The organism is Microbispora sp. ZYX-F-249 (assembly GCF_039649665.1).
Classification (GTDB): Bacteria; Actinomycetota; Actinomycetes; order Streptosporangiales; family Streptosporangiaceae; genus Microbispora; species Microbispora maris.
In genome coordinates, this window is sequence record NZ_JBDJAW010000008.1 from 1 (window position 1) to 19,558 (window position 19,558).

The following is a 19,558-nucleotide window of genomic DNA, read 5'->3' on the forward strand; positions in this document are numbered from 1 at the left end:
CCGTACGAGCGCGAACGGATCGACGGCCCCGGCGACACGTGCCATGGGGCGAACCCAGTCCACCCGACCAGCAACTTCCGCCCCTCAGGAGGTGGCGATCATCAACCGACCACCCAGGCAGCAGCCGGTCCGCAGCCGGGTGCCCGGCCTCGTCGCCGCGTTCGTAATCGGCGCGCTCGTCGCCGGCGGCCTGGTGTTCTGGACGACCCGGCCGAGCTCGATCGAGCAGATGGCCAGCGAGATCCGCGCCCAATCCGCCCTCCGCGACAAGACACAGATCAAAGCCCTGACCGAGCTGGCCCGTACCACGCGCGACCGGCTCGTGCCGGTGGTCGAGGGGCTGAGCCGGGCCATGCCCGTCGACGGCACCGCGGGACCTGCCGTGGTGACCACGGCCGACGTCGAGAACTGGCGGAAGGAGGCCGCGGCCGCCGCCGAAGGCTTCGCCGACCCACCGTCCGGCGAGACCGCCACCAACGTGGCGCGGTCGACTCTCGCCTCCGCCGCCCGGCAGCTCGCCACGACCGTCGAGACCTATGCGGCCGCGCGGGACCTCACCGGAGCGGCCCGCACCACCGCCATGGACCTGGCCGTACGGCAACGGGCCGACGCGCTCTTCACCTGGTCGGTCGGAGGCACCGCCCTCGACGCCGTGAACGTCGACGCCGGCTACGGGCACCAGCACGTGTTCCTCCCGACGACGCCCGGCGATGGAGCGCTCACCCCCGACACCGAACCTGAGGGGAGTCACGAATCGTGACCAAGGCACTTAAATACGTCCTCGCCGTCCTGCTGGCCGGGCTCGCACTGACGCTCGGCGCACCGGCGGCCTCCGCTCACGGCGGGCCGATCAAGCTGGAGGTGATCGGGGACGGCGACCACAACGTCAACGTTCTGGTGACGTACAAGGAGGACAAGCACCCCGTCACGGAGATCGTCGAGGCGACGCTGACCGCGACCGCCACCGACGGCCGCACCTTCGGACCGGTGCCGCTGAGGTCGGCGCCCGAGGGTCAGAACCTCTACCACGCCGCGGAGCCGCTGCCGAGCGGCGAGTGGAAGGTCACCGTGAAGGCGACCGAGCCCGCCAAGGCGAGCAAGACGGTGACGGTGAAGGCCGGTGCGGTCGACGTCGTCCCCGAGGCCCCGGCGACCACGCTCAATCCGGAGAAGGCGGCGGCATCCGGGTCCGTGCTCAGCGAGCGGTCGGCCGCGCAGGACGCCGACGACTCGGGCATGGCGCTGAAGATCGGCATCATCGCCGTCGTGGCGGTCATCGCCGTCGCGGCCTTGGTCTTCATCCTCCGTCGCAGGAACCTGTACGCCCGGCGCTGAGCGCGCACGGTCCTGCCCGGCCCCGGCCGGCGGCAGGTGCACATCGGGCACGCTTCCGCCGAGCATTCGGTTGTCACAGGAGGGCCGGTCACATCCGACCGGCCCTCCTGTGTCGTATCCGGCGAACAGGGCTCGCGGCGAATGGGGTTCCGACGAGTGAGGTTCCGGCGAATGGGGAAGGGCCGCCCGAACGCCCTGACGGCCCGGAGGGGAAGGGCCCGGGGGAAAGGCGCCGCAGGGGAAGCACGGGAGGGGGGATCCCGGCGGGCGTTCGGACGGCCTCGGTAGGCTCCGGCCGGTCGGAGACCGGCCGTCGCGAGGTTCCAGGATTTGCTCCGCTCCGGCAGCATCCGGCTCTCTGCCACCGGTCACACATGTCACCGATTACGCGTGTCACCGGTCGCGCCGCCGCCGGTCGCGAGACTTCAGCTTCTGCTCCGCTCCGGCAGCATCCGGCTCTCTGCCACCGGTCACGCGTGTCACCGGTCGCCGCCGGGCCCGGCCGGCTCGTCACCGGCCGACGCGCGGCTCGTCGGCCACGACCGGCGACACGGGCCGGTCAGGAAGCGGCCGGGGCGAAGACGCCGAAGAGGTTGCCGGACGGGTCGTGGAGGTAGGCGAAGTCGGGGCCGCTCTCGTTGCCCACGACCTCACTGAGCACCTTCCCGCCCAGGGCCTCCACCTTCCGGCAGGTCTCGGTCACGTCCCGCACCAGGACGGTGAAGACGGCGTGACCGGGCATGTCCCCGCCGGTGCCGAGCACCCCGCCGCGCACCTCGTCGTCACCGTCATAGCTGATGAGCCGGTAGTCCATGCCGACGGCGGCCGAGTCCTCGTCCGTGCGGAAGCGCCAGCCGAACAGGTCGCCATAGAACCGCTGGACACCCTCGGGGTCGTCGCTCGCGATCTCGAACCAGCCGACCGTGTTGACGGCGGGGGCGGGAGTGGTCATCGTCGTTCTCTTTCTCTCTGCTTCCGGTGCTCTACTTCCGGGCTTCCGGGCTTCCGGGTTCTCGGTGAGGTAGAGCCTCCCGCCCTTCGGCGACACCCCCCTGTCGGCGTTTCCAGGATTTCACGAACGTTTTTTCGAAACTCGGGTCAGTCGAGCGCCGGTGTCCTCGCGATCATGTCCGGCACGTCGGCGTCGAACGCCTCAAGGGGCCGGCCGGGCACCGGCTCCTCGGTGAGGACGGCCTCGGCGATCCGGTCGAGCCGGAACACCCTGACGGCGTCGCGCAGGCGGCACCAGGCCACCAGATACCACCATCCGCTCCGCCCGCCGACGAACGCCCCGGGCTCCACCTCCCTGGTCGTCAGCACACCGTGCGCGTCGCTGTACCGGATGCGCAGGACGACGCTCCGGAGCAGGGCCTCCTCGATCACCCTGCCGATCGACCCGGTGTATCGGGACTCCGGCTTGTCCTCGGTGAGGATCTGCACGCGGGCGGCCAGCTGCCGGGCCCGCTCCCCCTCGGGACCGGGCATGGCGGCGACGAGCTTGCGCAGCGCGCTGCGCGCGTCGTCGGCGAAGGGCTGCTGTTCTGTACGGCTGAGGGCGATCGCCACCGCCACGGCCTCGGCGGGGGTGAAGTTGAGCGGGGGCAGGGACATGCTCTTGTCCAGCGCGTAGCCTCCCCGCCGCCCGACCTCCGCGTAGATGGGCACGCCGGCCTGCTGCAGCGCGGAGATGTCCCGCTCGATGGTCCGCGAACTCACCTCGAAGCGCAGGGCGAGCTCACGCGCGGACCGGCAGCGCGGGGAGATCGCCCGCAGGTCCTCGACGATCGCGTAGAGCCGGTCGGTACGGTTCACGCCGCAGAGGGTAGGCCACCGCACCGACAATTCTCGCTGACCCGTTCGAGTGACGCGCGTTCCCGCAGGCCACGGCGGGAGCGGCAGGAGCCGGAGCGCATGCCGCGGCGGCGGGCGCCGGATGTCCGTCAGCCGCCGACGGCCTCGGCGAGTTCGGCCAGGCGGTCGCGGCCCGGCTCGGGGAACCGCTCGTCCAGGACCTCCGCCCAGGAGATCCGGTCGAGCCGGAAGACGCGCACGTCGTCGCGCAGCCGGCACCAGGCCACCAGGTACCAGTGGCCGCCCCTGCCGCCGAGGCAGATGCTCGGCTCGACGTCCCTGACGGTGGGCACGCCCTTGCTGTTGGCGTATTCCAGGCGCAGCACGTGCCGCCCGCGCAACGCCGTGTCGATGGCGCGCTTCACCGAGTCGGGGCCCGCGAGCGCGTACCCGCCCTGGTCGAGCCGGATCGGGACCCCGGCCTCCCGGAGCTTCGCGACGTCGCGCACGACGGTGCTCCTGCTGACCCCGAGGCGCGAGGCGAGCTCGCGCGCCGACAGGCACCCGCCGGATTCCAGCTCCTTCACCAGCGCGTCGCGGCGTTTCATGATTCGACGCTACGTCGATCAGTCCGGCGAAACCCGCCTAACACACCTCACTCGGACGCCACAGCACTATCACCCCAAGGGCGCAGGAGTCCCCCAGGGACGGGTGTTGCGGATGCGCTCGGGCGGTATCCCGCACAGGGCCGCGCGCTCACACCCGAACCGCTGCCAGTCGAGCTGGCCCGGCGCGTGGGCGTCGGAGTCGACGGCGAACTCGCAGCCCATCTCGTACGCCAGCCGCATCAGGCGCTTGGGCGGGTCGAGCCGGTCGGGCCGGGAATTGATCTCCACCGCGACCCCGAACCTCCGGCACGCCTCGAAGACGATCTCGGCGTCGAACCGGGACTCCGGCCGCCCTCGTCCGCGTACGACGCGGCCGGTGCAGTGCCCGAGGACGTCCACGTTGGGGTCGGCCACCGCCGTGACCATCCGCCGGGTCATCTCCGCGGCGTCCATCCGCAGCAGCGAGTGGACGCTCGCCACCACGACGTCCAGCCGCTCGAGCAGCTCGGGCTCCTGGTCGAGCGAGCCGTCGGTGTTGATGTCCACCTCGATGCCGGTCAGGATCCGGAACGGCGGGCCGCCGTCCCCGGCGTACCGCTCGTTGAGCCCGGCGACCGCGTCGAGCTGCCGCCGCAGCCGGTCCGCGGACAGGCCGTGCGCGACGGTCAGCCGGGGCGAGTGGTCGGTCAGCGCGAGGTACTCGTGACCGTGCGCGCGGGCGGCCTCGGCCATCTCCTCGATGGGCGACCCGCCGTCCGACCAGTCGGAGTGGCTGTGGAAGTCGCCGCGCAGCGCCGACCGCAGCGCCTGCGCGGCCTCGTCCAGGTCGACGTCCTTGGTGTCCTCCAGCCGCCGCAGGTAGGTCGGCACGGCGCCGTCCAGTGCCTCCGTGACGGCCAGGGCCGTGACCTTGCCGATGCCCTTCAGGTCCGTCAGGCCGCCGGTGCGCGCGAGCCGCACCAGCTCCTCGCGGGGCAGGCCCTCGATCACGGCGGCGGCGCCGCGGAAGGCGCGCACGCGGTACGTCGGCTCGCCGGCCCGTTCCAGCAGGAAGGCGATGCGCTTGAGTGCCTCGACGGGATCCACATCCGGCACGCTACCCGGCGTACGGAGTATCGGCTGGACGAGACATAACAGACTCATCAGGAACCTCAGGCCCGCCTGTCCCGTTCGTCCAGCCAGACGATAATGTGTGCCGATCTCGACAAGCAGGAGCCCGATTGGCAGAGCCCGGGGAGAGCCCCCCACCGAAGACACCGCCGCCCGGCAACTCCTCCTTGCCCACCCATCCCATGGCGATGAGCGGCGCGCCGCGGCCGGCGGCGACGCCTCCCGCGAGCGGCGTCAAGTCCTCCACCATGATCAAGCTCGGCACGCTGGGCGTCCTGTCCGTCCTCGTCGTCGGCTTCTGCGCGGCCCAGGACGACGACTACGAGGAGGTCGGCGCGGACTGCGTGGACACCTCCACGATGAACCCGGACGGGTCGTACGTCGTCGTCGACGACTCCTACTGCGACGACGATGACGACGGCCACAGCCACTACTCCGGCTCGCACGGCGCGTACCGCTGGTACTACGGCGGCACCCGCAACGGAGGCCGCGTCTACCACGGCACGACGATCCGGCCGGCCGACGCGCACATCACCACCCGTACCGGGCGCGTGGTCCAGCGGGGCGGGTTCGGATTCGGCCACGGCAGCCGCGGCGGCTGACGGATGCGCAGAACGACCTCGGCGCCCAGGGAGAACTGGGCCGCCCTCATCGAGTCGCAGGGGCTCGCGTTCCACCGCTCCGCCCACCCCGAGGGACTCACCCGGCCGTACTGGGACGAGAGCGCCCACTACGTCTTCACCATGGACGAGGTCCTGTCCCTGGAGGAGCAGGTCGAGGAGCTGCACCGGATGTGCCTGGCCGCGGCCGGCCACATCGTGGCCTCCGACCGGTTCGCCGACCTCGGCATCCCGCCGCACTGCCGCGCGGCGGTCGCGGAGTCGTGGCGGCGGCGCGACCCGCACGTCTTCGGCCGGTTCGACCTGCGCTACGACGGCACGGGACCGGCCAAGCTGCTGGAGTACAACGCCGACACCCCGACCAGCCTGGTCGAGAGCTCCGTCGTGCAGTGGTTCTGGCTCAAGGACGTGTATCCCGAGGACGACCAGTGGAACTCGATCCACGAGCGCCTGGTCGACCGCTGGAAGTCGCTCACGCTCCAGACGGGCCCGGCCCACTTCGCGTGGACCAGCGCCGACGAGACGGGCGAGGAGGCGATGACCATCGGCTACCTCCAGGAGACCGCGGAGCAGGCCGGGCTCGTCACGGCGGCGATCGCCATGGAGGACATCGGCTGGGACCCGCTCAACCGCCGGTTCGTCGACCTGGAGCACCGGGTCGTCCGCACGCTGTGCAAGCTGTACCCCTGGGAGTGGATCGTCGCCGAGCCGTTCGCGCCGCACGCGCTCGCGCAGCAGGTCTCGATGACGTGGATCGAGCCGCTGTGGAAGATGCTGCTGTCCAACAAGGCCCTGCTGGCGATCCTCTGGGAGCTGTATCCGGGCCACCCCAACCTGCTGCCCGCCTACCTCGACGGTCCCCGCGAGCTGGCCGGCGGTCCCGGCTACGTGCGCAAGCCGCTGCTCGGCCGCGAGGGCGCCTCGATGCGGATCGCCGCGCCGGGCGTCGAGATGGAGACCGCGGGCGAGTACGGCACGGAGGGCTTCGTCTACCAGGAGTTCCTGCCGCTGCCCGAGTTCGACGGCTGGCGTCCGGTGCTCGGCGCCTGGATGGTCGACGACGAGTCGGCCGGGCTCGGCATCCGGGAGACCTCCGGCCTCGTCACCGACGACACGTCCTCTTTCGTCCCCCACCGCATTCACGGCTGAAAGCGAAGGCCCCCGTGGACACCAAGACCTCCATCGCCGACGTGCTCGCGCACGGCTCCCTGGCGATCCTCGCGTACGCCATCCTGGGCGTGCTGCTGCTCGTCGCCGGGTTCTACGTCATCGACCTGGCGACGCCCGGCAGGCTCAGCAAGATCATCCGTACCGACCGCAACCCCAACGCCACGGTGCTGGCCGCCTCCAGCGTCGCCGGCGTCGGGCTCGTCGTGGCGGCCTCCATCTGGTCGTCGGGCGGCGTCCTGCAGGAAGGGCTCCTCGCGACGCTCGTGTTCGGCCTGGTGGGCATCGCCGTGCAGACGCTCGGCATGGTCGCCTTCGACAAGGTCGCCGGCATCTCGGTGCGCGAGCTCGTCCGCGAGACCACGCTGCAGCCCGCCGCCGTGCTCCTCGGCGTGACGCACTTCTTCATCGGCCTCATCACGGCCGTCGCCGTCATCTGACCTCGTACGCGCGTGGTCCCGCGCGCCGTGAAACATTCATCGGCCGGCGGGAGGACGCGCAGGTGGGAGCGGCGGGCGTCCCGCGCAGAAGTTTGCGCGGGTACGCCCGTATAGACCGTTCCCGCCCCGAGGGCCTACTCTCCTCCTCATGATCACGGGGACCACGACGCCCGGGCAACCGGCGGAGGAGTCGCCCCGGAAAGCCAGCGACCCCGACGACACCCTGGAGGCAGCCGCCGTGGACGGAACGGCCGTCGCGGAGCCGGAGGACACGGCAGGCCCCCGGGCGGCCGACGCGGCCGATGCGACCGGCGCCACCGCCGCCGAATCGGAGGAGCAGCGGGGCGACCGGGCCGCTGAGAGCGCGCCCCGGGGTCCGGCCGGACGGTTCCTGAGGTCCCACCGGCACCTGATCGCGGTGTCCGTGCTGTGCGGGCTGTCGGCGGCCCTGAACTGGACCCTGTCGCTGCTCAGGTTCGCCCACTTCCAGGTGGCCACCTACGACCTCGTCATCTTCGACCAGGCGGTGCGGGGATACTCGCGCTTCTCCGCGCCCACGGTGCCGCTGCGCGGGGTCACCGGCGGCCTCGGAATGGACTACGTCCAGCTCGCCGACCACTTCTCACCGATCCTGGCCGTGCTGGCGCCCTTCTACTGGCTCCACGACGGACCCGAGACGCTCCTCGTGGCGCAGGCCGTGCTGTTCGCCCTGGCCATCCCGTTCATCTGGATGTTCACCCGCCGTGTGCTGGGCACCCCCCACGCCTACCTCGTCTCCGCCGCGTACGCGATCTCCTGGCCGATCGCGCAGGCGACGGCGGTGGAGTTCCACGAGGTCGCCTTCGTGCCGCTGCTGAGCGCGATCGCCATCGAGCGGCTGCACGCCGGACGGCGGCTGCCCGGGCTGCTCGCGGTGCTCGGCCTGCTGCTCACCAAGGAGGACCTGGGCCTCATGGTGGCGGGCCTCGGCGTGTGGCTGTTCCTCACCGGGCAGCGCAGGCTCGGCGCCGGGCTGGCCGTCGCCGGAGTGGCCGTGTTCGAGGTGGTGCGCAAGTTCCTGATCCCGATGGCGGGCGGCAACCCGGCCTACTACACGCGCTACTCCAAGCTCGGCGAGGACCTGCCGCAGATGCTGTGGAGCGCGGTCACGCGGCCGCACGAGTTCGTGGCCATGCTCTTCGACGACCACTCGAAGTGGGACACCTGGGGCCTGCTGCTGTGGCCGGCGCTGTTCCTGTGCCTGCTGTCCCCGCTGGTCCTGGCGGCGCTGCCGCTGATCCTGGAGCGACTGCTGGCCGACTCGGACAACTGGTGGTCGACCGGCTGGCACTACGACGCGTTCGTCATCGTGATCCTGCTGATGGCCGGGGTGGACGGCGCCGCCCGGCTGATCCGGTGGCTGGAGCGGCGGGGGGTGCCGCGCCCCGGGCACGGCCTGCGGCTGGCCTACGCCGCCGCGGTCTTCGCGGTCGCGGTCACCACGGTCCCCTACCGGCCGTTCGACAACCTGATGAACCCCGACTTCTACCATCCCGACCCGCGTACGGCGGCCCGGGAGCAGGCCATGAGCCTGGTTCCCGACGGCGTCGTGGTGGAGGCGACCGACGACTTCGGCGCGCGGCTGTCCGGCCGGACGACCGTGCTGTGGTGGGACTACCAGAAGCGCGGCACGCCCTGGATCGTGGCCTCGGTCAACAACGACCTGCGCGGCCTGATCAACAGCTACCTCTCCGAGGGCTACGAGATGCGCCTCGACCGCGAGGACATCGTCGTCCTGCACCGCATCGGGGCCTGACGCCGCCGTTCCCACCTGCGGCGACGCCGTCCACGCCCCCGTACGGCACGATCTACGGGATGACCTGGCACGCTAGAGGGCGTGAGCGAGCGGGGCACGGGGAGCGGCGGACAGGTGCGTACGGACGGGCAGGGCGACGTCGCCCGGGTGGCCGGAGACGGTGTGGCCGGAGACGGTGTGGCCGGAGACGGTGTGGCCGGAGACGGTGTGCCGATGAGCGACAGGATCCGGGAGGACACGGCGCGACGGCTCGACCGTGCCATGGGCAGCCTCGGGACGGCCGCGATGGCCCGGATGGAGGAGCGGCTGGCCTGGTACCGCGCGCTGTCGGCGGAGGACAGGTCGTGGGTCGGCCTGGTGGCGCAGGCCGGCATCGCGGCGTTCGTGGAGTGGTTCGGCCACGCGGGCGAGGGACGGCCGACGCCGAGCATCGAGTTCTTCGGCACCGCGCCGCGCGAGCTCAAGCGCAGCGTGTCGCTCCAGCAGACGGTCGACCTCGTCCGCATCGTCGTCGAGGTCGTCGAGGCCCAGGTCGAGGAGCTGGCCGCGCCCGGCGGCGCGGAGCTGCTGCGGCACGCGATGCTGCGCTACACGCGCGACGTCGCCTTCGCCGCCGCGCAGGTGTACGCCAGGGAGGCCGAGGCGCGCGGCTCGTGGGACGCGCGGCTGGAGGCGCTCATCGTGGACGCGCTGGTGCGCGGCCAGGTCGACGACGGGCTGCACTCGTGGGCCGCCGCGCTCGGCTGGACCTCCGCGCCGGTCGTCGTCTTCGCCGGGTACGCCCCGGACGAGGACCCGCAGAGCGTCATCGACGGACTGCGCGACAAGGGCCGCCGTCTCGGCCACGAGCTGCTCGCCGGGGTGCAGGGCGACCGGCTCATCGTGATCGTGGGCGGCGCGGACGGCGTCAAGGACGCGGCGCGCGGCGTCGTGGCGCGCTTCGGTCCCGGGCCCGTCGTCATCGGGCCCGAGGTGCCCGACCTGCACGCGGCGGCCAGGTCGGCCCGCGCCGCCATCGCGGGCCTGCGCGCCGCCGCCGGCTGGCCCGACGCCCCGCGCCCGGTGCTCGCCGAGGACCTGCTGGCCGAGCGCGCGCTGGACGGCGACGAGGACGCCCGGGCCCAGCTGGTGGAGAACGTCTACAAGCCGCTCGCCGGGACCCCGCTGCTCGACACGCTCGCGACGTACCTGGAGCAGGGGACCTCCCTCGAGGCGACCGCCCGGCTGCTGTTCGTCCACCCCAACACCGTGCGGTACCGTCTACGTAAGATCACGGAACTGACCGGGTACCAACCCACCGAGGGACGGTCCGCATTCACCCTCCAGGTGGGTCTCATACTCGGGCGCCTGTCCGTAACCTGAGCCGGGTGCCTTAATCTTCTCGACACCGAAACTGTAGGTACCCCACAACGCGGCGGCCACAAAGTTCGTTCGGATCTCCATCAGTGTGGTGAACCTCTACAGGGCAGGGTTGAGTACGTGCTCGTCATCGTCGCTCCGGGCCAAGGCGCCCAGACCCCAGGATTCCTCAGTCCGTGGCTCGAGATCCCCGAGTTCCGCGAGCGCATCTCCGCGTGGTCGGAGATCGTGGAGCTCGACCTCGTGTCGTACGGAACGACCGCCGGCGCCGACGAGATCCGCGACACCGCCGTGGCCCAGCCCCTGCTGGTGGCGGCCGCCCTGGCGTCGTCCGAGATTCTCGGGGTCCGGCCGGACATGGTCGCCGGGCACAGCGTGGGCGAGCTCGCCGCCGCCGCGATCGCCGGTGTGCTGACCCCCGAGCAGGCCCTCGCCCTGGTGCGCGAGCGCGGCCGGGCCATGGCCAAGGCCGCCGCCGTCACCGAGACCGGCATGAGCGCGGTTCTCGGCGGCGTGGAGGAGGACGTCCTCACCGTGATCTCCAAGCACGGGCTGACCCCCGCCAACATAAACGGCGCGGGTCAGATCGTCGCGGGCGGCACGCGGGCGCAGCTCGAGGCCTTCGCGGCCGAGCCGCCGGAGAAGGCCCGGGTACGTCCCCTGGCGGTCGCCGGAGCCTTCCACACCGTCCACATGGCCCCCGCCGTCGACCATCTGCGTGCCGAGGCCGCGGCGCTCACCCCCGCGGACCCGTCGGTCACGCTGCTGTCCAACGCCGACGGCGCGGCCGTCGCCGGTGGTGGTGAGTTCCTGGACCGGCTGGTGAACCAGGTGGCCAACCCGGTCCGGTGGGACGCCTGCATGGCGACGATGGCCGAGCGCGGCGTCACCGCCATGATCGAGCTGCTGCCCGGCGGCACGCTGACGGGCCTGGCCCGGCGCGCCCTGCCCGGCGTGAAGACCGTGGCGCTCAAGACCCCCGCCGACCTGGACACCGCCCGGGAGGTGCTGAAGTGAGGCTCGGCCAAGGCGCTCCCGCGGCGAGGGTGCTCGCCTTCGGCGGCTACCAGCCCGCCCAGGTCGTGACCAACGACGACCTCGCCGCCCGGATCGACACCAACGACGAGTGGATCCAGAGCCGCGTCGGCATCAAGGAACGCCGCGTGGCGGGCCCGGAGGAGTCGGAGATCGACCTCGCGGTGCAGGCGGGCGGCAAGGCCCTGGCGGCCAGCGGCCTGTCGAGCGACGACATCGACCTGGTGATCGTGGCGACCTGCACGATCGAGGCGCCCATCCCCAACGCCGCGGGCCGCGTCGCCCACCGGCTCGGCATCACGGCCCCCGGCGCCTTCGACGTCAACGCCGCCTGCGCCGGGTTCTGCTACGCGCTGGCCGCCGCGTCCGACGCGGTGCGGTCGGGCTCGGCGACCAACGTGCTGGTCGTCGGCAGCGAGAAGCTCACCCAGTGGGTCGACCCCGACGACCGGTCGACCGTCGTCATCTTCGCCGACGGCGCGGGCGCCGCGGTCGTGGGCCCCTCCGACCAGCCGGGCATCGGCCCGGTGGCCTGGGGCAGCGCCGGCGACAAGGCCGAGGCGATCACCATCAAGGACCGCAATTCCTTCCTCCACCAGGAAGGCCAGACGGTGTTCCGCTGGGCCACCACCGCGCTTCACCCGGTGGCCAAGCTCGCCTGCGAGCGTGCGGGGGTGGACCCCGCCGACCTGGACGCGTTCGTCCCCCACCAGGCGAACCTGCGGATCGTCGAGGCCATCGCGCGCAAGCTGGGCGCCGACAAGGCCGTCGTCGCCAAGGACATCGTGCTCGCCGGCAACACCTCCGCCGCGTCGATCCCGCTCGCGCTCTCCCGCATGATCGAGCGCGGCGAGGTCCGGTCGGGCGACCTGGCCCTGCTGCTGGGCTTCGGCGCCGGTCTCACCTACGCCTCCCAGGTGATCGAGATCCCCTGAGGAACTTGTACGGCCTGCCGTACAGAGCTGGGGCAACCCAGAAAACCCGGAAGACAGAAAATCCAAGGAGTAGTCGCGACATGGCACTGACCGAGCAGGAGATCCTCGCGGGCCTCGGCAAGATCATCAACGAGATCACCGGCATCCCGGCCGACGAGGTCACCCCGGAGAAGAGCTTCGTGGACGACCTGGACATCGACTCGCTCTCCATGGTCGAGATCGCCGTCGCGGCCCAGGACGAGTTCGGCGTCGAGATCCCCGACGACCAGCTCAAGCACCTGAAGACCGTCAAGGACGTCATCAGCTTCATCCAGGCCTAGGGCGTATCCCTAGTCCCCGCCGTACGACGGCCGCGCGGACGTGCCCGCCCCGCCTCCGATGAGACGACAGGGCGCGTCCGGCCCCCTTTCACGCCCATACGCAAGAGGAGTGCAGACAAGTGAGTAAGGACCGGGTACGTGTCGTAGTCACCGGGCTCGGCGCGACGACGCCCCTCGGTGGAGACGTCGCATCGACCTGGTCGGCGCTCCTCGAGGGGCGGTCGGGCATCCGCACGCTCACCGAGGACTGGGTCGACACCGTGCCGGTGAAGTTCGCCGGTGTGGCGGCCGTCGACCCCGGCGAGGTGCTTCCCCGGCCCGAGGCCAGGAGGCTCGACCGGGCCGAGCAGTTCGCCCTGATCGCCGCCAGGCAGGCCTGGCAGGACGCGGGCGCCCCCGAGGTGGACGGGGAGCGGCTGGGCGTGGTGGTCGGCAGCGGCATCGGCGGCATCGGAACGATCCTGTCCGCCTACGACCTCTACCGCGAGAAGGGCTGGAACCGGCTGTCGCCGTTCACCGTGCCCATGCTCATGCCCAACGGCTCGGCCGGTTGGATCAGCATCGAGCTGGGCGCCAAGGCCGGCGCGCACGCCACGGTCAGCGCCTGCGCCACCGGCGCGGAGTCCATCGGCTACGGCATCGACATGATCCGTTCCGGCCGTGCCGACGTGGTGGTCGCCGGCGGCACCGAGGCGGCGATCCACGGTCTGAACGTGGCGTCGTTCGCCGCCGCGCGGGCCATGTCGACCCGCAACGACGAGCCCGAGCGCGCCTCCCGCCCGTTCGACAAGGGCCGCGACGGCTTCGTGCTCGGCGAGGGCGCGGGCATCGTGGTGCTGGAGTCGGAGGAGCACGCCCTGGCCCGCGGCGCCCGCATCTACGCCGTGGCCGCCGGAGCCGGTTACACCAGCGACGCCTACCACATCACCGGGCTCGACCCGGACGGCAAGGGCGGCCAGGAGGCCATGCTCCGGGCCCTCAGGAACGCGGACCTCGCCCCGTCGGACGTCGTCCACGTCAACGCCCACGCCACGTCGACCCCGCTCGGTGACGAGATCGAGGCCCGTGCGATCAAGGAGGCCATCGGCGGCCACGCGATCGTCACCGCCACCAAGTCGATGACCGGCCACCTCCTCGGCGGCGCCGGCGGCATCGAGTCGATCTTCACCATTCTCGCCCTGCACGAGCGGATCGTGCCGGCCATCGCGAACCTGGACGACCCGGCCGACGGCATCGAGGTCGACCTCGTCCGCGGCGAGCCGCGCAAGCTCGAGGGCGACCAGCTCGCCGCGATCAACAACTCCTTCGGGTTCGGCGGACACAACGTCGCCGTGGCCTTCACGACGGTTTGACAAGGGAGTCTCGAATGACAGTGCTCGACAGCAGGACGGTGGCCGACGCCGCCGACGCGGCCGCCGTCGATCCTCGTGACCCCCTGGTGCGCCTCGGCCACCTGCTGGACGAGGGGTCGATCCGGACGATCACCCCCGAGGACAGGAGCGGCGTGCTGGCGGTGACCGGCCGCGTCGAGGGCGTGCCGGTCGTGGCGTTCTGCAGCGACGCCCGTGTCCAGGGCGGCGCGATGGGCGCGGAGGGCTGCGAGCACATCGTCCACGCCTACGACGTGGCCGTGCGCGAACGGGTGCCGATCATCGGCCTCTGGCACTCCGGCGGCGCCCGCCTCGCCGAGGGTGTGGAGTCGCTGCACGCCGTGGGCCGCGTGTTCACCGCCATGACCAAGGCGTCGGGCCTGGTCCCCCAGATCTCCGTCGTGGTCGGCCCGGTGGCCGGCGGCGGCGCCTACGGCCCCGCCCTGACCGACATCGTGATCCTCGCCGACAACGGCCGCATCTTCGTCACCGGGCCGGACGTCGTACGCAGCGTGACCGGCGAGGAGACCGACATGGCCTCGCTCGGCGGTCCGGAGCCGCACAGCAAGCGCAGCGGCGTCGTCCACGTCGTCACCAAGGACGAGCCCGAGGCGATGCTGCGGGCCCGTCAGCTCGCCAGCCTGCTCGGCCACCAGGGCCGGGTGCGCGGCGAGGTGGACGAGGTCGAATTCGGCAGCCTGCTCCCCGACAACCCCCGCCGCGCCTACGACGTGCATCCGCTGGTGAACGGGCTGCTCGACGAGCCCGGCGTGGAGCTGCACCCCAAGTGGGCGCCGAACATCGTCACCACCCTGGGCCGGCTCGGCGGCCGCACGGTCGGCGTCATCGCCAACAACCCCATGCGGCTCGGCGGCTGCCTCGACTCCACCTCGGCGGAGAAGGCCGCTCGGTTCGTCCGGATGTGCGACGCCTTCGGGGTGCCTCTGGTGGTGCTCGTGGACGTGCCCGGCTACCTCCCCGGGGTCGGCCAGGAGCACGACGGGATCGTCCGGCGCGGCGCGAAGCTGCTGCACGCGTTCGCCGAGGCGTCCGTGCCCCGCGTCACGCTGATCACCCGTAAGGCGTACGGCGGGGCGTACATCGCGATGAACTCCCGCTCGCTCGGCGCGACCCGGGTGTTCGCCTGGCCGAACATCGAGGTGGCGGTCATGGGCGCGGTCGCCGCGGTGCGCATCCTCAAGCGGCGTGAGCTCGCGGCCGCCCCCGAGGAGGAGCGCTCCGCGCTCGAGGCCCGGCTGGCCGAGGAGCACGAGAAGGCCGCGGGCGGCCTCCAGCGCGCCCTCGACCTCGGCGTCATCGACGAGGTGATCGAGCCGGCCAAGACGCGCGGCGCGATCGCCCGGGTGCTCGCCCAGGCCACCCCGGCCCGGGGCGCCCACGGCAACATCCCGCTCTGACGAGTCACCGGAAGCGCCGGTCCCCGCCCCCGGGGACCGGCGCTTCCGCGTTTTCGCGGGACGGCCGTCGATTACTTGACGTTCGGCGACAAGTACTTGATGCTAGTCGTCAAGTAGAAGGGAGGCGGACATGGACGAGCGCCGCGAACTGGCCGAGCACCTGTGCCGGGTCGTCGGCGGCAGGGTGCTCGGCGCGCTGGAGATTCTTTTCGAGCCGGACGAGCTGTCCGGCGAGGACACGCGACTGCGCGAGCTTCTGGCGGTGAAGAGCCGGGCCTGGGCCGACGTGCTGTGCGGCGAGGACGACGGGGCGGCCGCCTTCCTCGCGATACGGCTGGTGAGCGCGCTGTATCCGGGCGATGAGCCGTTCGATCCGCCCGCCGCGTGGTGGGGCACTCCGCTGGGCCGGGCGGTCGCCCGGCGCGCGGGGCACCCGGCCGCGACCGCGGTGCCGGTCTCGGTCGCCGCGGCGATGCTCGGCATCACCCGCCAGGGCGTGCACGACCTGGTGCGCCGCCACAAGCTCGACCGCGACTCCGAGGGCGCGATCACCACGGCGTCGATCCGGGCCCGCCTCTCCCGAAGCCGCGGCGACCGAGCCGCGGCCGGCCCGAGGAGGCTTGAATGACCGTATCCACCGGTTCCACCGGTTCCACCGGTTCCAGTGGCGACGTCCTGCGGCTCGCGGACGGTTTGGCCGTCCGGCGGCTGGGGTACGGCGCGATGCAGCTGCCGGGTCCGGGCGTGTGGGGCCCGCCGCGCGACCACGCCACCGCACTCGCCGTGCTGCGCCGGGCCGTGGAGCTGGGCGTCACCCACATCGACACCAGCGGCTTCTACGGCCCGCACGTCGCCAACGACCTGATCAGGCAGGCCCTGCACCCCTATCCCGGCGACCTCGTCATCGCCACGAAGGTCGGCGTGGTCCGCGACGAGTGGCACGGCTTCGAGGCCGCCGCGGAGCCGGAGCGGCTGCGCGAGCAGGTCGAGGAGAACCTGGTCCGGCTCGGCCTGGCCCGGCTCGACCTCGTCTACCTGCGGGTGGGCGGCGACGGACTGCTGTTTCCCGGCGAGGTGCCCTTCGCCGAGTCCTTCCGGGCACTGGCCGAGCTCCGCGACCGCGGGCTGATCCGCGCGCTCGGGCTCAGCGGCGTGACGACGGAGCAACTGGCCGAGGCGCGCGCGATCGCGCCCGTGGCGGCGGTGCAGAACCGTTTCCACCTGTTCGACCGATCGGCCGCGGACGTCCTGGCCACGTGCGAGGCCGCCGGCATCGCGTTCGCCGCCTACTTCCCGCTCGCCGCCGGCACGCTCCGGCCCGGCCTGGATCTGTCGCAGGCCCCGCCCGGCATGGCCCCCTCGGCCGAGCGGCTGGCCGTGCTCGACGAGGTCGCCGGCCGGTACGGCGCGACCCGCGCCCAGGTGGCGCTCGCCTGGCTGCTCGGCCGTTCCCCGGTCACCCTGGCCATTCCCGGCACCTCCTCGCTCATCCACCTGGAGGAGAACATGGCCGCGGCCCTGCTGCGCCTGTCCCCCGGGGACATCGCCCTGCTGGACGGGCTCGCCTGACCCGGTCCGCCCGGCCCGTACGCGCCTTACGCAACGGGGGCCGGGCGGACGCGGGCGAGGTCAGGACGTGAGCTCGGGAAGCTCCAGGTAGGACTTGCCGCGGACGAACCACTGGAAGTCGGCGGCGTTCTCGCCGCTGGGCGAGGGCAGCCCGGCCCGCAGGTTCACCGCCGTGTTGACCAGGCCCCAGTTGAGGCCGCAGCCCGACGCCTTGGGCACGGCGAACGTCGTGTCCGTGGCCGTGGCCTTGAAGACCGGCGTGTCGTCGATGGACGTCAGGTCCAGCGAGGTGATCTCGGGATTCAGCGTGATCGGGGCGGCGTCGCTCCCGATGTAGCACTTCTTGCCGAGCAGCGAATGGATCATGCGGATCTTGATGCCGACGTTGGTCGGGAAGACGGGACCGGCCTCGACCTTCCCGGTGCCCTGGGTCTCCACGTACACGTCGGTGAGCTTGGGCACCTCGAACGGCTTGCCGATGAGACCGCCGGGCACCTTCATCCGGCCGCCCACGACGCTGCCGAACGCCGCGGCCGTGCCGCCATCGGCGAGTCTGCCCTGCGCCACGGTGATCCGCAGCGGCTGGCTGATGTCCTGGGTGATCGAGCCCAGCTTGATCGAACCACCCACGGTGATGATGAAGATGCAGCTCCAGGTGTCGGGAGCGGCGCCGGCCGGAAGCCGGGGGCAGTCGGCCCAGTCGGCGTCGCTCGGATGGTAGTCGTAGGCGGCCGTCGCCTGGGCGGGCGCCGCCGTGCCGGCCAGCAGCGCCACCGCCGCCACGCCGATCGCCAGGCGCCGGGCAAGAACGCTCATGGACTCCTCCTCGGGTCCGCGTCGGGGGGTGCGGACGTGGATGAGTCCCGGTATATCTGCGAAAAAGACGGCTTTCTACGCGGTTTTCACAAGGCGCAAGGGTGACTTGTTATCACGATCCGCGAAAAAAACAGTTCGCCGTGAAGCAGGGTCAGACGGCGGCGTGCAGCCAGCGGACCGGGGCGCCCTCGCCCGCGTAGCGGAACGACTCCAGCTCCTCGTCCCACTGCTTGCCGAGCAGGCGATCGAGTTCCTCCTCCAGGACCACCCGCCCCTGCGCCGCCATGAGCATGACGTTGCGCAGCCGGTCCTCGGGGATCAGGATGTCGCCGTTCGCGCCGACGACCGCCGTGAAGGCGCCCAGCGTCGGCGTGTAGGCGTGCCGGGATCCGTCGACGCCCGGCGAGGCGTCCTCGGTTATCTCGAAGCGGATGCGCTGCCAGCCCATGAGTGAGGACGTGATCGCCGCAGCCGTGCCGGGACGCCCCTCCCACTCGGCCTGGGCCCGCAGGGTCCCGGGCGCGGCGGGCTGGGCGGTCCACGTCAGGTCGACGGGCACGCCAAGAACGCCTGCGACGGCCCACTCAATGTGCGGGCACAGCGCAGGCTGAGCCGAGTGGACGTACAGGACGCCACGAGCAGCAGCCACCGGACCTCCCAATTCGCATGAGGTGCGCCTTCCCCAACGGCCTCACACTTGGAATGATCACGGTTGGATGACTGTAGGAGAGACTACCGTCCGTCGCAGTCCGGCACCAGAGGGGGGTCATACCGATTGGCGCTTGGTGACCAACCGAATCGGGAAGGACGCGTTCCGTAACCGTCACGGAAGGCCTCCCCCATGCGCAGCCGCCTCGTCGAACCCCTCCCAGGACGGCCCGTCCACATCCGGCCGGACGAACTCCTGACCTCCTCCCCCGCGGCCGTCGCCCGGTGGGCCCTGGCCGCCGAGCCCCTCCCCGGAGCCGGTCGCGTCCACCGCGTACGGCTGCCGCCGGGCACCGACGTGATCGACCTGACGGCCGCGCTCCGCGACCGCGGGCACCCGGCCTCCCCCAACCACCTGCTGACGGGCCAGCCGCTGTTCTTCGGCGGACCCGGCGGGCCGCCCGCGCCCGCGGCGGCGCCGCCGTACGCGCCGGGCGAGCAGTGCGACGTCACCGTGGCCGTCCTCGACACCGGGCTGGCGCCGCACCCGTGGCTCGCGCCGTGGTACAGCGACGACATCGCCGAGACGCCCGACGCGGACGGCGACGGCGTGCGCGACCGGCAGGCCGGGCACGGGACGTTCGTGGCCGGGCTGATCCTGCGGCAGGCCCCCGGCGTCCGGCTGCGCGCCCTGCGACTCCTCGACAGCGACGGCGTGAGCGACGAGGCCGCGCTGCTGCGCTCGCTCGCCACGCTGCGCGGCGCGCGTGCCGACGTCGTCAACCTCTCCTTCGGGGGGCACACCTTCGACGACGCGCCGCCTCTCGGGCTGGCCGAGGCGCTCGCGGGCTTTCCCGCCGTGGTCGCGTGCGCGGGCAACACGGCGTCGCCGCGCCCCTTCTGGCCGGCGGCCCTGCCGGGCGTCGTCGCGGTCGGCGCGCTCGACGGGGACGCCAGGGCCGAATTCTCCGCGTACGGCCCGTGGGTGGACGTCTGGGCGCCGGGTGTCGGCCTGACCAGCAGTTTCCTCGAATACGGGGACTTTCGCGGCTACGCGACCTGGAGCGGCACGTCGTTCGCCGCCGCCCTCGTCACGGGCGCGCTCGCCCGCCTGTGCCGGGAGGCGCCCCCGGACCGGGCCGTACGACGCCTGCTCGGCGGCGGGCGGCGCATCGCGGATCTCGGGGTGGTCCTGGCGAGCGGGGATCGATAGGGTGCCGTC

General features: G+C 72.2%; 21 protein-coding genes. 15 read left to right on the forward strand and 6 right to left on the reverse strand.

Going from position 1 to position 19,558, the window contains the following annotated elements; translation table 11 throughout:
* Nucleotides 1–91: 91 nt before the first annotated feature.
* A complete protein-coding gene (locus AAH991_RS12125) occupies nucleotides 92–760 on the forward strand; it encodes a hypothetical protein (protein ID WP_346225876.1) in 669 nt (222 codons plus the stop codon).
* Nucleotides 757–1,335, forward strand: coding sequence for a hypothetical protein (locus AAH991_RS12130; protein ID WP_346225877.1), 579 nt, complete (start codon nucleotides 757–759; stop codon nucleotides 1,333–1,335). The genes AAH991_RS12125 and AAH991_RS12130 overlap by 4 nt, the downstream gene beginning before the upstream one ends.
* A 559-nt stretch (nucleotides 1,336–1,894) precedes the next feature.
* Here the strand turns inward: AAH991_RS12130 and AAH991_RS12135 are convergent.
* From AAH991_RS12135 to AAH991_RS12150, 4 genes are all read right to left on the reverse strand, one after another.
* Nucleotides 1,895–2,287 (reverse strand): VOC family protein, encoded by a 393-nt coding sequence (locus AAH991_RS12135; protein ID WP_346225878.1) that lies wholly within the window; start codon nucleotides 2,285–2,287, stop codon nucleotides 1,895–1,897.
* Nucleotides 2,288–2,433: 146 nt separating this feature from the next.
* Nucleotides 2,434–3,147 carry a helix-turn-helix transcriptional regulator gene (locus AAH991_RS12140; protein WP_346225879.1) on the reverse strand — a complete coding sequence of 238 codons (714 nt, stop codon included), beginning with the start codon at nucleotides 3,145–3,147 and terminating at the stop codon, nucleotides 2,434–2,436.
* A gap of 128 nt (nucleotides 3,148–3,275) precedes the next feature.
* On the reverse strand, nucleotides 3,276–3,734 hold the full coding sequence (locus AAH991_RS12145; RefSeq protein ID WP_346225880.1) for a helix-turn-helix transcriptional regulator: 459 nt from the start codon (nucleotides 3,732–3,734) through the stop codon (nucleotides 3,276–3,278).
* Between the two features lie 69 nt (nucleotides 3,735–3,803).
* Entirely contained in the window at nucleotides 3,804–4,820 is a 1,017-nt protein-coding gene (locus AAH991_RS12150; protein ID WP_346225881.1) for a PHP domain-containing protein, read from the reverse strand.
* 212 nt (nucleotides 4,821–5,032) lie between these two features.
* Here AAH991_RS12150 and AAH991_RS12155 point away from each other — a divergent pair, with 212 nt between their 5' ends.
* The 12 genes from AAH991_RS12155 to AAH991_RS12210 all read left to right on the forward strand — a co-directional run bounded on the left by AAH991_RS12155 (nucleotide 5,033) and on the right by AAH991_RS12210 (nucleotide 16,872).
* Entirely contained in the window at nucleotides 5,033–5,446 is a 414-nt protein-coding gene (locus tag AAH991_RS12155; RefSeq protein WP_346225882.1) for a hypothetical protein, read from the forward strand.
* 3 nt (nucleotides 5,447–5,449) lie between these two features.
* A complete protein-coding gene (locus tag AAH991_RS12160) occupies nucleotides 5,450–6,613 on the forward strand; it encodes a glutathionylspermidine synthase family protein (RefSeq protein WP_346225883.1) in 1,164 nt (387 codons plus the stop codon).
* Between the two features lie 14 nt (nucleotides 6,614–6,627).
* The gene (locus AAH991_RS12165) at nucleotides 6,628–7,071 is read left to right on the forward strand and encodes a DUF350 domain-containing protein (protein ID WP_346225884.1); all 444 of its coding nucleotides are present in this window, start codon (nucleotides 6,628–6,630) and stop codon (nucleotides 7,069–7,071) included.
* A 148-nt stretch (nucleotides 7,072–7,219) separates the two neighbouring features.
* The gene (locus tag AAH991_RS12170) at nucleotides 7,220–8,866 is read left to right on the forward strand and encodes a DUF2079 domain-containing protein (protein WP_346225885.1); all 1,647 of its coding nucleotides are present in this window, start codon (nucleotides 7,220–7,222) and stop codon (nucleotides 8,864–8,866) included.
* A 213-nt stretch (nucleotides 8,867–9,079) separates the two neighbouring features.
* Nucleotides 9,080–10,228, forward strand: coding sequence for a PucR family transcriptional regulator (locus AAH991_RS12175; RefSeq protein WP_346226074.1), 1,149 nt, complete (start codon nucleotides 9,080–9,082; stop codon nucleotides 10,226–10,228).
* A gap of 117 nt (nucleotides 10,229–10,345) precedes the next feature.
* Nucleotides 10,346–11,242, forward strand: coding sequence for an ACP S-malonyltransferase (locus AAH991_RS12180; RefSeq protein WP_346225886.1), 897 nt, complete (start codon nucleotides 10,346–10,348; stop codon nucleotides 11,240–11,242).
* A complete protein-coding gene (locus tag AAH991_RS12185) occupies nucleotides 11,239–12,195 on the forward strand; it encodes a beta-ketoacyl-ACP synthase III (protein ID WP_346225887.1) in 957 nt (318 codons plus the stop codon). Before AAH991_RS12180 ends, AAH991_RS12185 begins: the two co-directional genes overlap by 4 nt.
* A gap of 80 nt (nucleotides 12,196–12,275) precedes the next feature.
* Entirely contained in the window at nucleotides 12,276–12,515 is a 240-nt protein-coding gene (locus AAH991_RS12190) for an acyl carrier protein (RefSeq protein ID WP_169984581.1), read from the forward strand.
* A gap of 119 nt (nucleotides 12,516–12,634) precedes the next feature.
* On the forward strand, nucleotides 12,635–13,867 hold the full coding sequence (gene fabF, locus AAH991_RS12195) for a beta-ketoacyl-ACP synthase II (RefSeq protein WP_346225888.1): 1,233 nt from the start codon (nucleotides 12,635–12,637) through the stop codon (nucleotides 13,865–13,867).
* A gap of 14 nt (nucleotides 13,868–13,881) precedes the next feature.
* Nucleotides 13,882–15,303, forward strand: a complete 1,422-nt coding sequence (locus AAH991_RS12200; RefSeq protein ID WP_346225889.1) for an acyl-CoA carboxylase subunit beta — start codon at nucleotides 13,882–13,884, stop codon at nucleotides 15,301–15,303.
* A 130-nt stretch (nucleotides 15,304–15,433) separates the two neighbouring features.
* The gene (locus AAH991_RS12205) at nucleotides 15,434–15,931 is read left to right on the forward strand and encodes a hypothetical protein (RefSeq protein WP_346225890.1); all 498 of its coding nucleotides are present in this window, start codon (nucleotides 15,434–15,436) and stop codon (nucleotides 15,929–15,931) included.
* Entirely contained in the window at nucleotides 15,928–16,872 is a 945-nt protein-coding gene (locus tag AAH991_RS12210) for an aldo/keto reductase (RefSeq protein ID WP_346225891.1), read from the forward strand. Before AAH991_RS12205 ends, AAH991_RS12210 begins: the two co-directional genes overlap by 4 nt.
* Nucleotides 16,873–16,932: 60 nt before the next feature.
* Here AAH991_RS12210 and AAH991_RS12215 read toward each other — a convergent pair whose 3' ends face one another.
* Both AAH991_RS12215 and AAH991_RS12220 read right to left on the reverse strand, forming a co-directional pair.
* Nucleotides 16,933–17,688, reverse strand: a complete 756-nt coding sequence (locus AAH991_RS12215; protein WP_346225892.1) for a hypothetical protein — start codon at nucleotides 17,686–17,688, stop codon at nucleotides 16,933–16,935.
* Nucleotides 17,689–17,839: 151 nt separating this feature from the next.
* The gene (locus tag AAH991_RS12220) at nucleotides 17,840–18,337 is read right to left on the reverse strand and encodes a DUF3145 domain-containing protein (protein ID WP_179155579.1); all 498 of its coding nucleotides are present in this window, start codon (nucleotides 18,335–18,337) and stop codon (nucleotides 17,840–17,842) included.
* A gap of 192 nt (nucleotides 18,338–18,529) precedes the next feature.
* On the opposite strand from AAH991_RS12220, the gene AAH991_RS12225 reads away from it, so the two are divergent.
* Complete coding sequence (locus tag AAH991_RS12225) at nucleotides 18,530–19,549, forward strand: S8 family peptidase (protein WP_346225893.1); 1,020 nt, start codon at nucleotides 18,530–18,532, stop codon at nucleotides 19,547–19,549.
* Nucleotides 19,550–19,558 lie beyond the last annotated feature (9 nt).

Bases quoted from the DNA above. Each gene is read 5' to 3' on its own strand.
- AAH991_RS12135 (WP_346225878.1), bottom strand. From the start codon at position 2,287: ATGACCACTCCCGCCCCCGCCGTCAACACGGTCGGCTGGTTCGAGATC.
- AAH991_RS12145 (WP_346225880.1), bottom strand. From the start codon at position 3,734: ATGAAACGCCGCGACGCGCTGGTGAAGGAGCTGGAATCCGGCGGGTGC.
- AAH991_RS12155 (WP_346225882.1), top strand. From the start codon at position 5,033: ATGAGCGGCGCGCCGCGGCCGGCGGCGACGCCTCCCGCGAGCGGCGTC.
- AAH991_RS12160 (WP_346225883.1), top strand. From the start codon at position 5,450: ATGCGCAGAACGACCTCGGCGCCCAGGGAGAACTGGGCCGCCCTCATC.
- AAH991_RS12170 (WP_346225885.1), top strand. From the start codon at position 7,220: ATGATCACGGGGACCACGACGCCCGGGCAACCGGCGGAGGAGTCGCCC.
- AAH991_RS12175 (WP_346226074.1), top strand. From the start codon at position 9,080: ATGAGCGACAGGATCCGGGAGGACACGGCGCGACGGCTCGACCGTGCC.
- AAH991_RS12190 (WP_169984581.1), top strand. From the start codon at position 12,276: ATGGCACTGACCGAGCAGGAGATCCTCGCGGGCCTCGGCAAGATCATC.
- AAH991_RS12200 (WP_346225889.1), top strand. From the start codon at position 13,882: ATGACAGTGCTCGACAGCAGGACGGTGGCCGACGCCGCCGACGCGGCC.
- AAH991_RS12205 (WP_346225890.1), top strand. From the start codon at position 15,434: ATGGACGAGCGCCGCGAACTGGCCGAGCACCTGTGCCGGGTCGTCGGC.
- AAH991_RS12210 (WP_346225891.1), top strand. From the start codon at position 15,928: ATGACCGTATCCACCGGTTCCACCGGTTCCACCGGTTCCAGTGGCGAC.
- AAH991_RS12215 (WP_346225892.1), bottom strand. From the start codon at position 17,688: ATGAGCGTTCTTGCCCGGCGCCTGGCGATCGGCGTGGCGGCGGTGGCG.
- AAH991_RS12225 (WP_346225893.1), top strand. From the start codon at position 18,530: ATGCGCAGCCGCCTCGTCGAACCCCTCCCAGGACGGCCCGTCCACATC.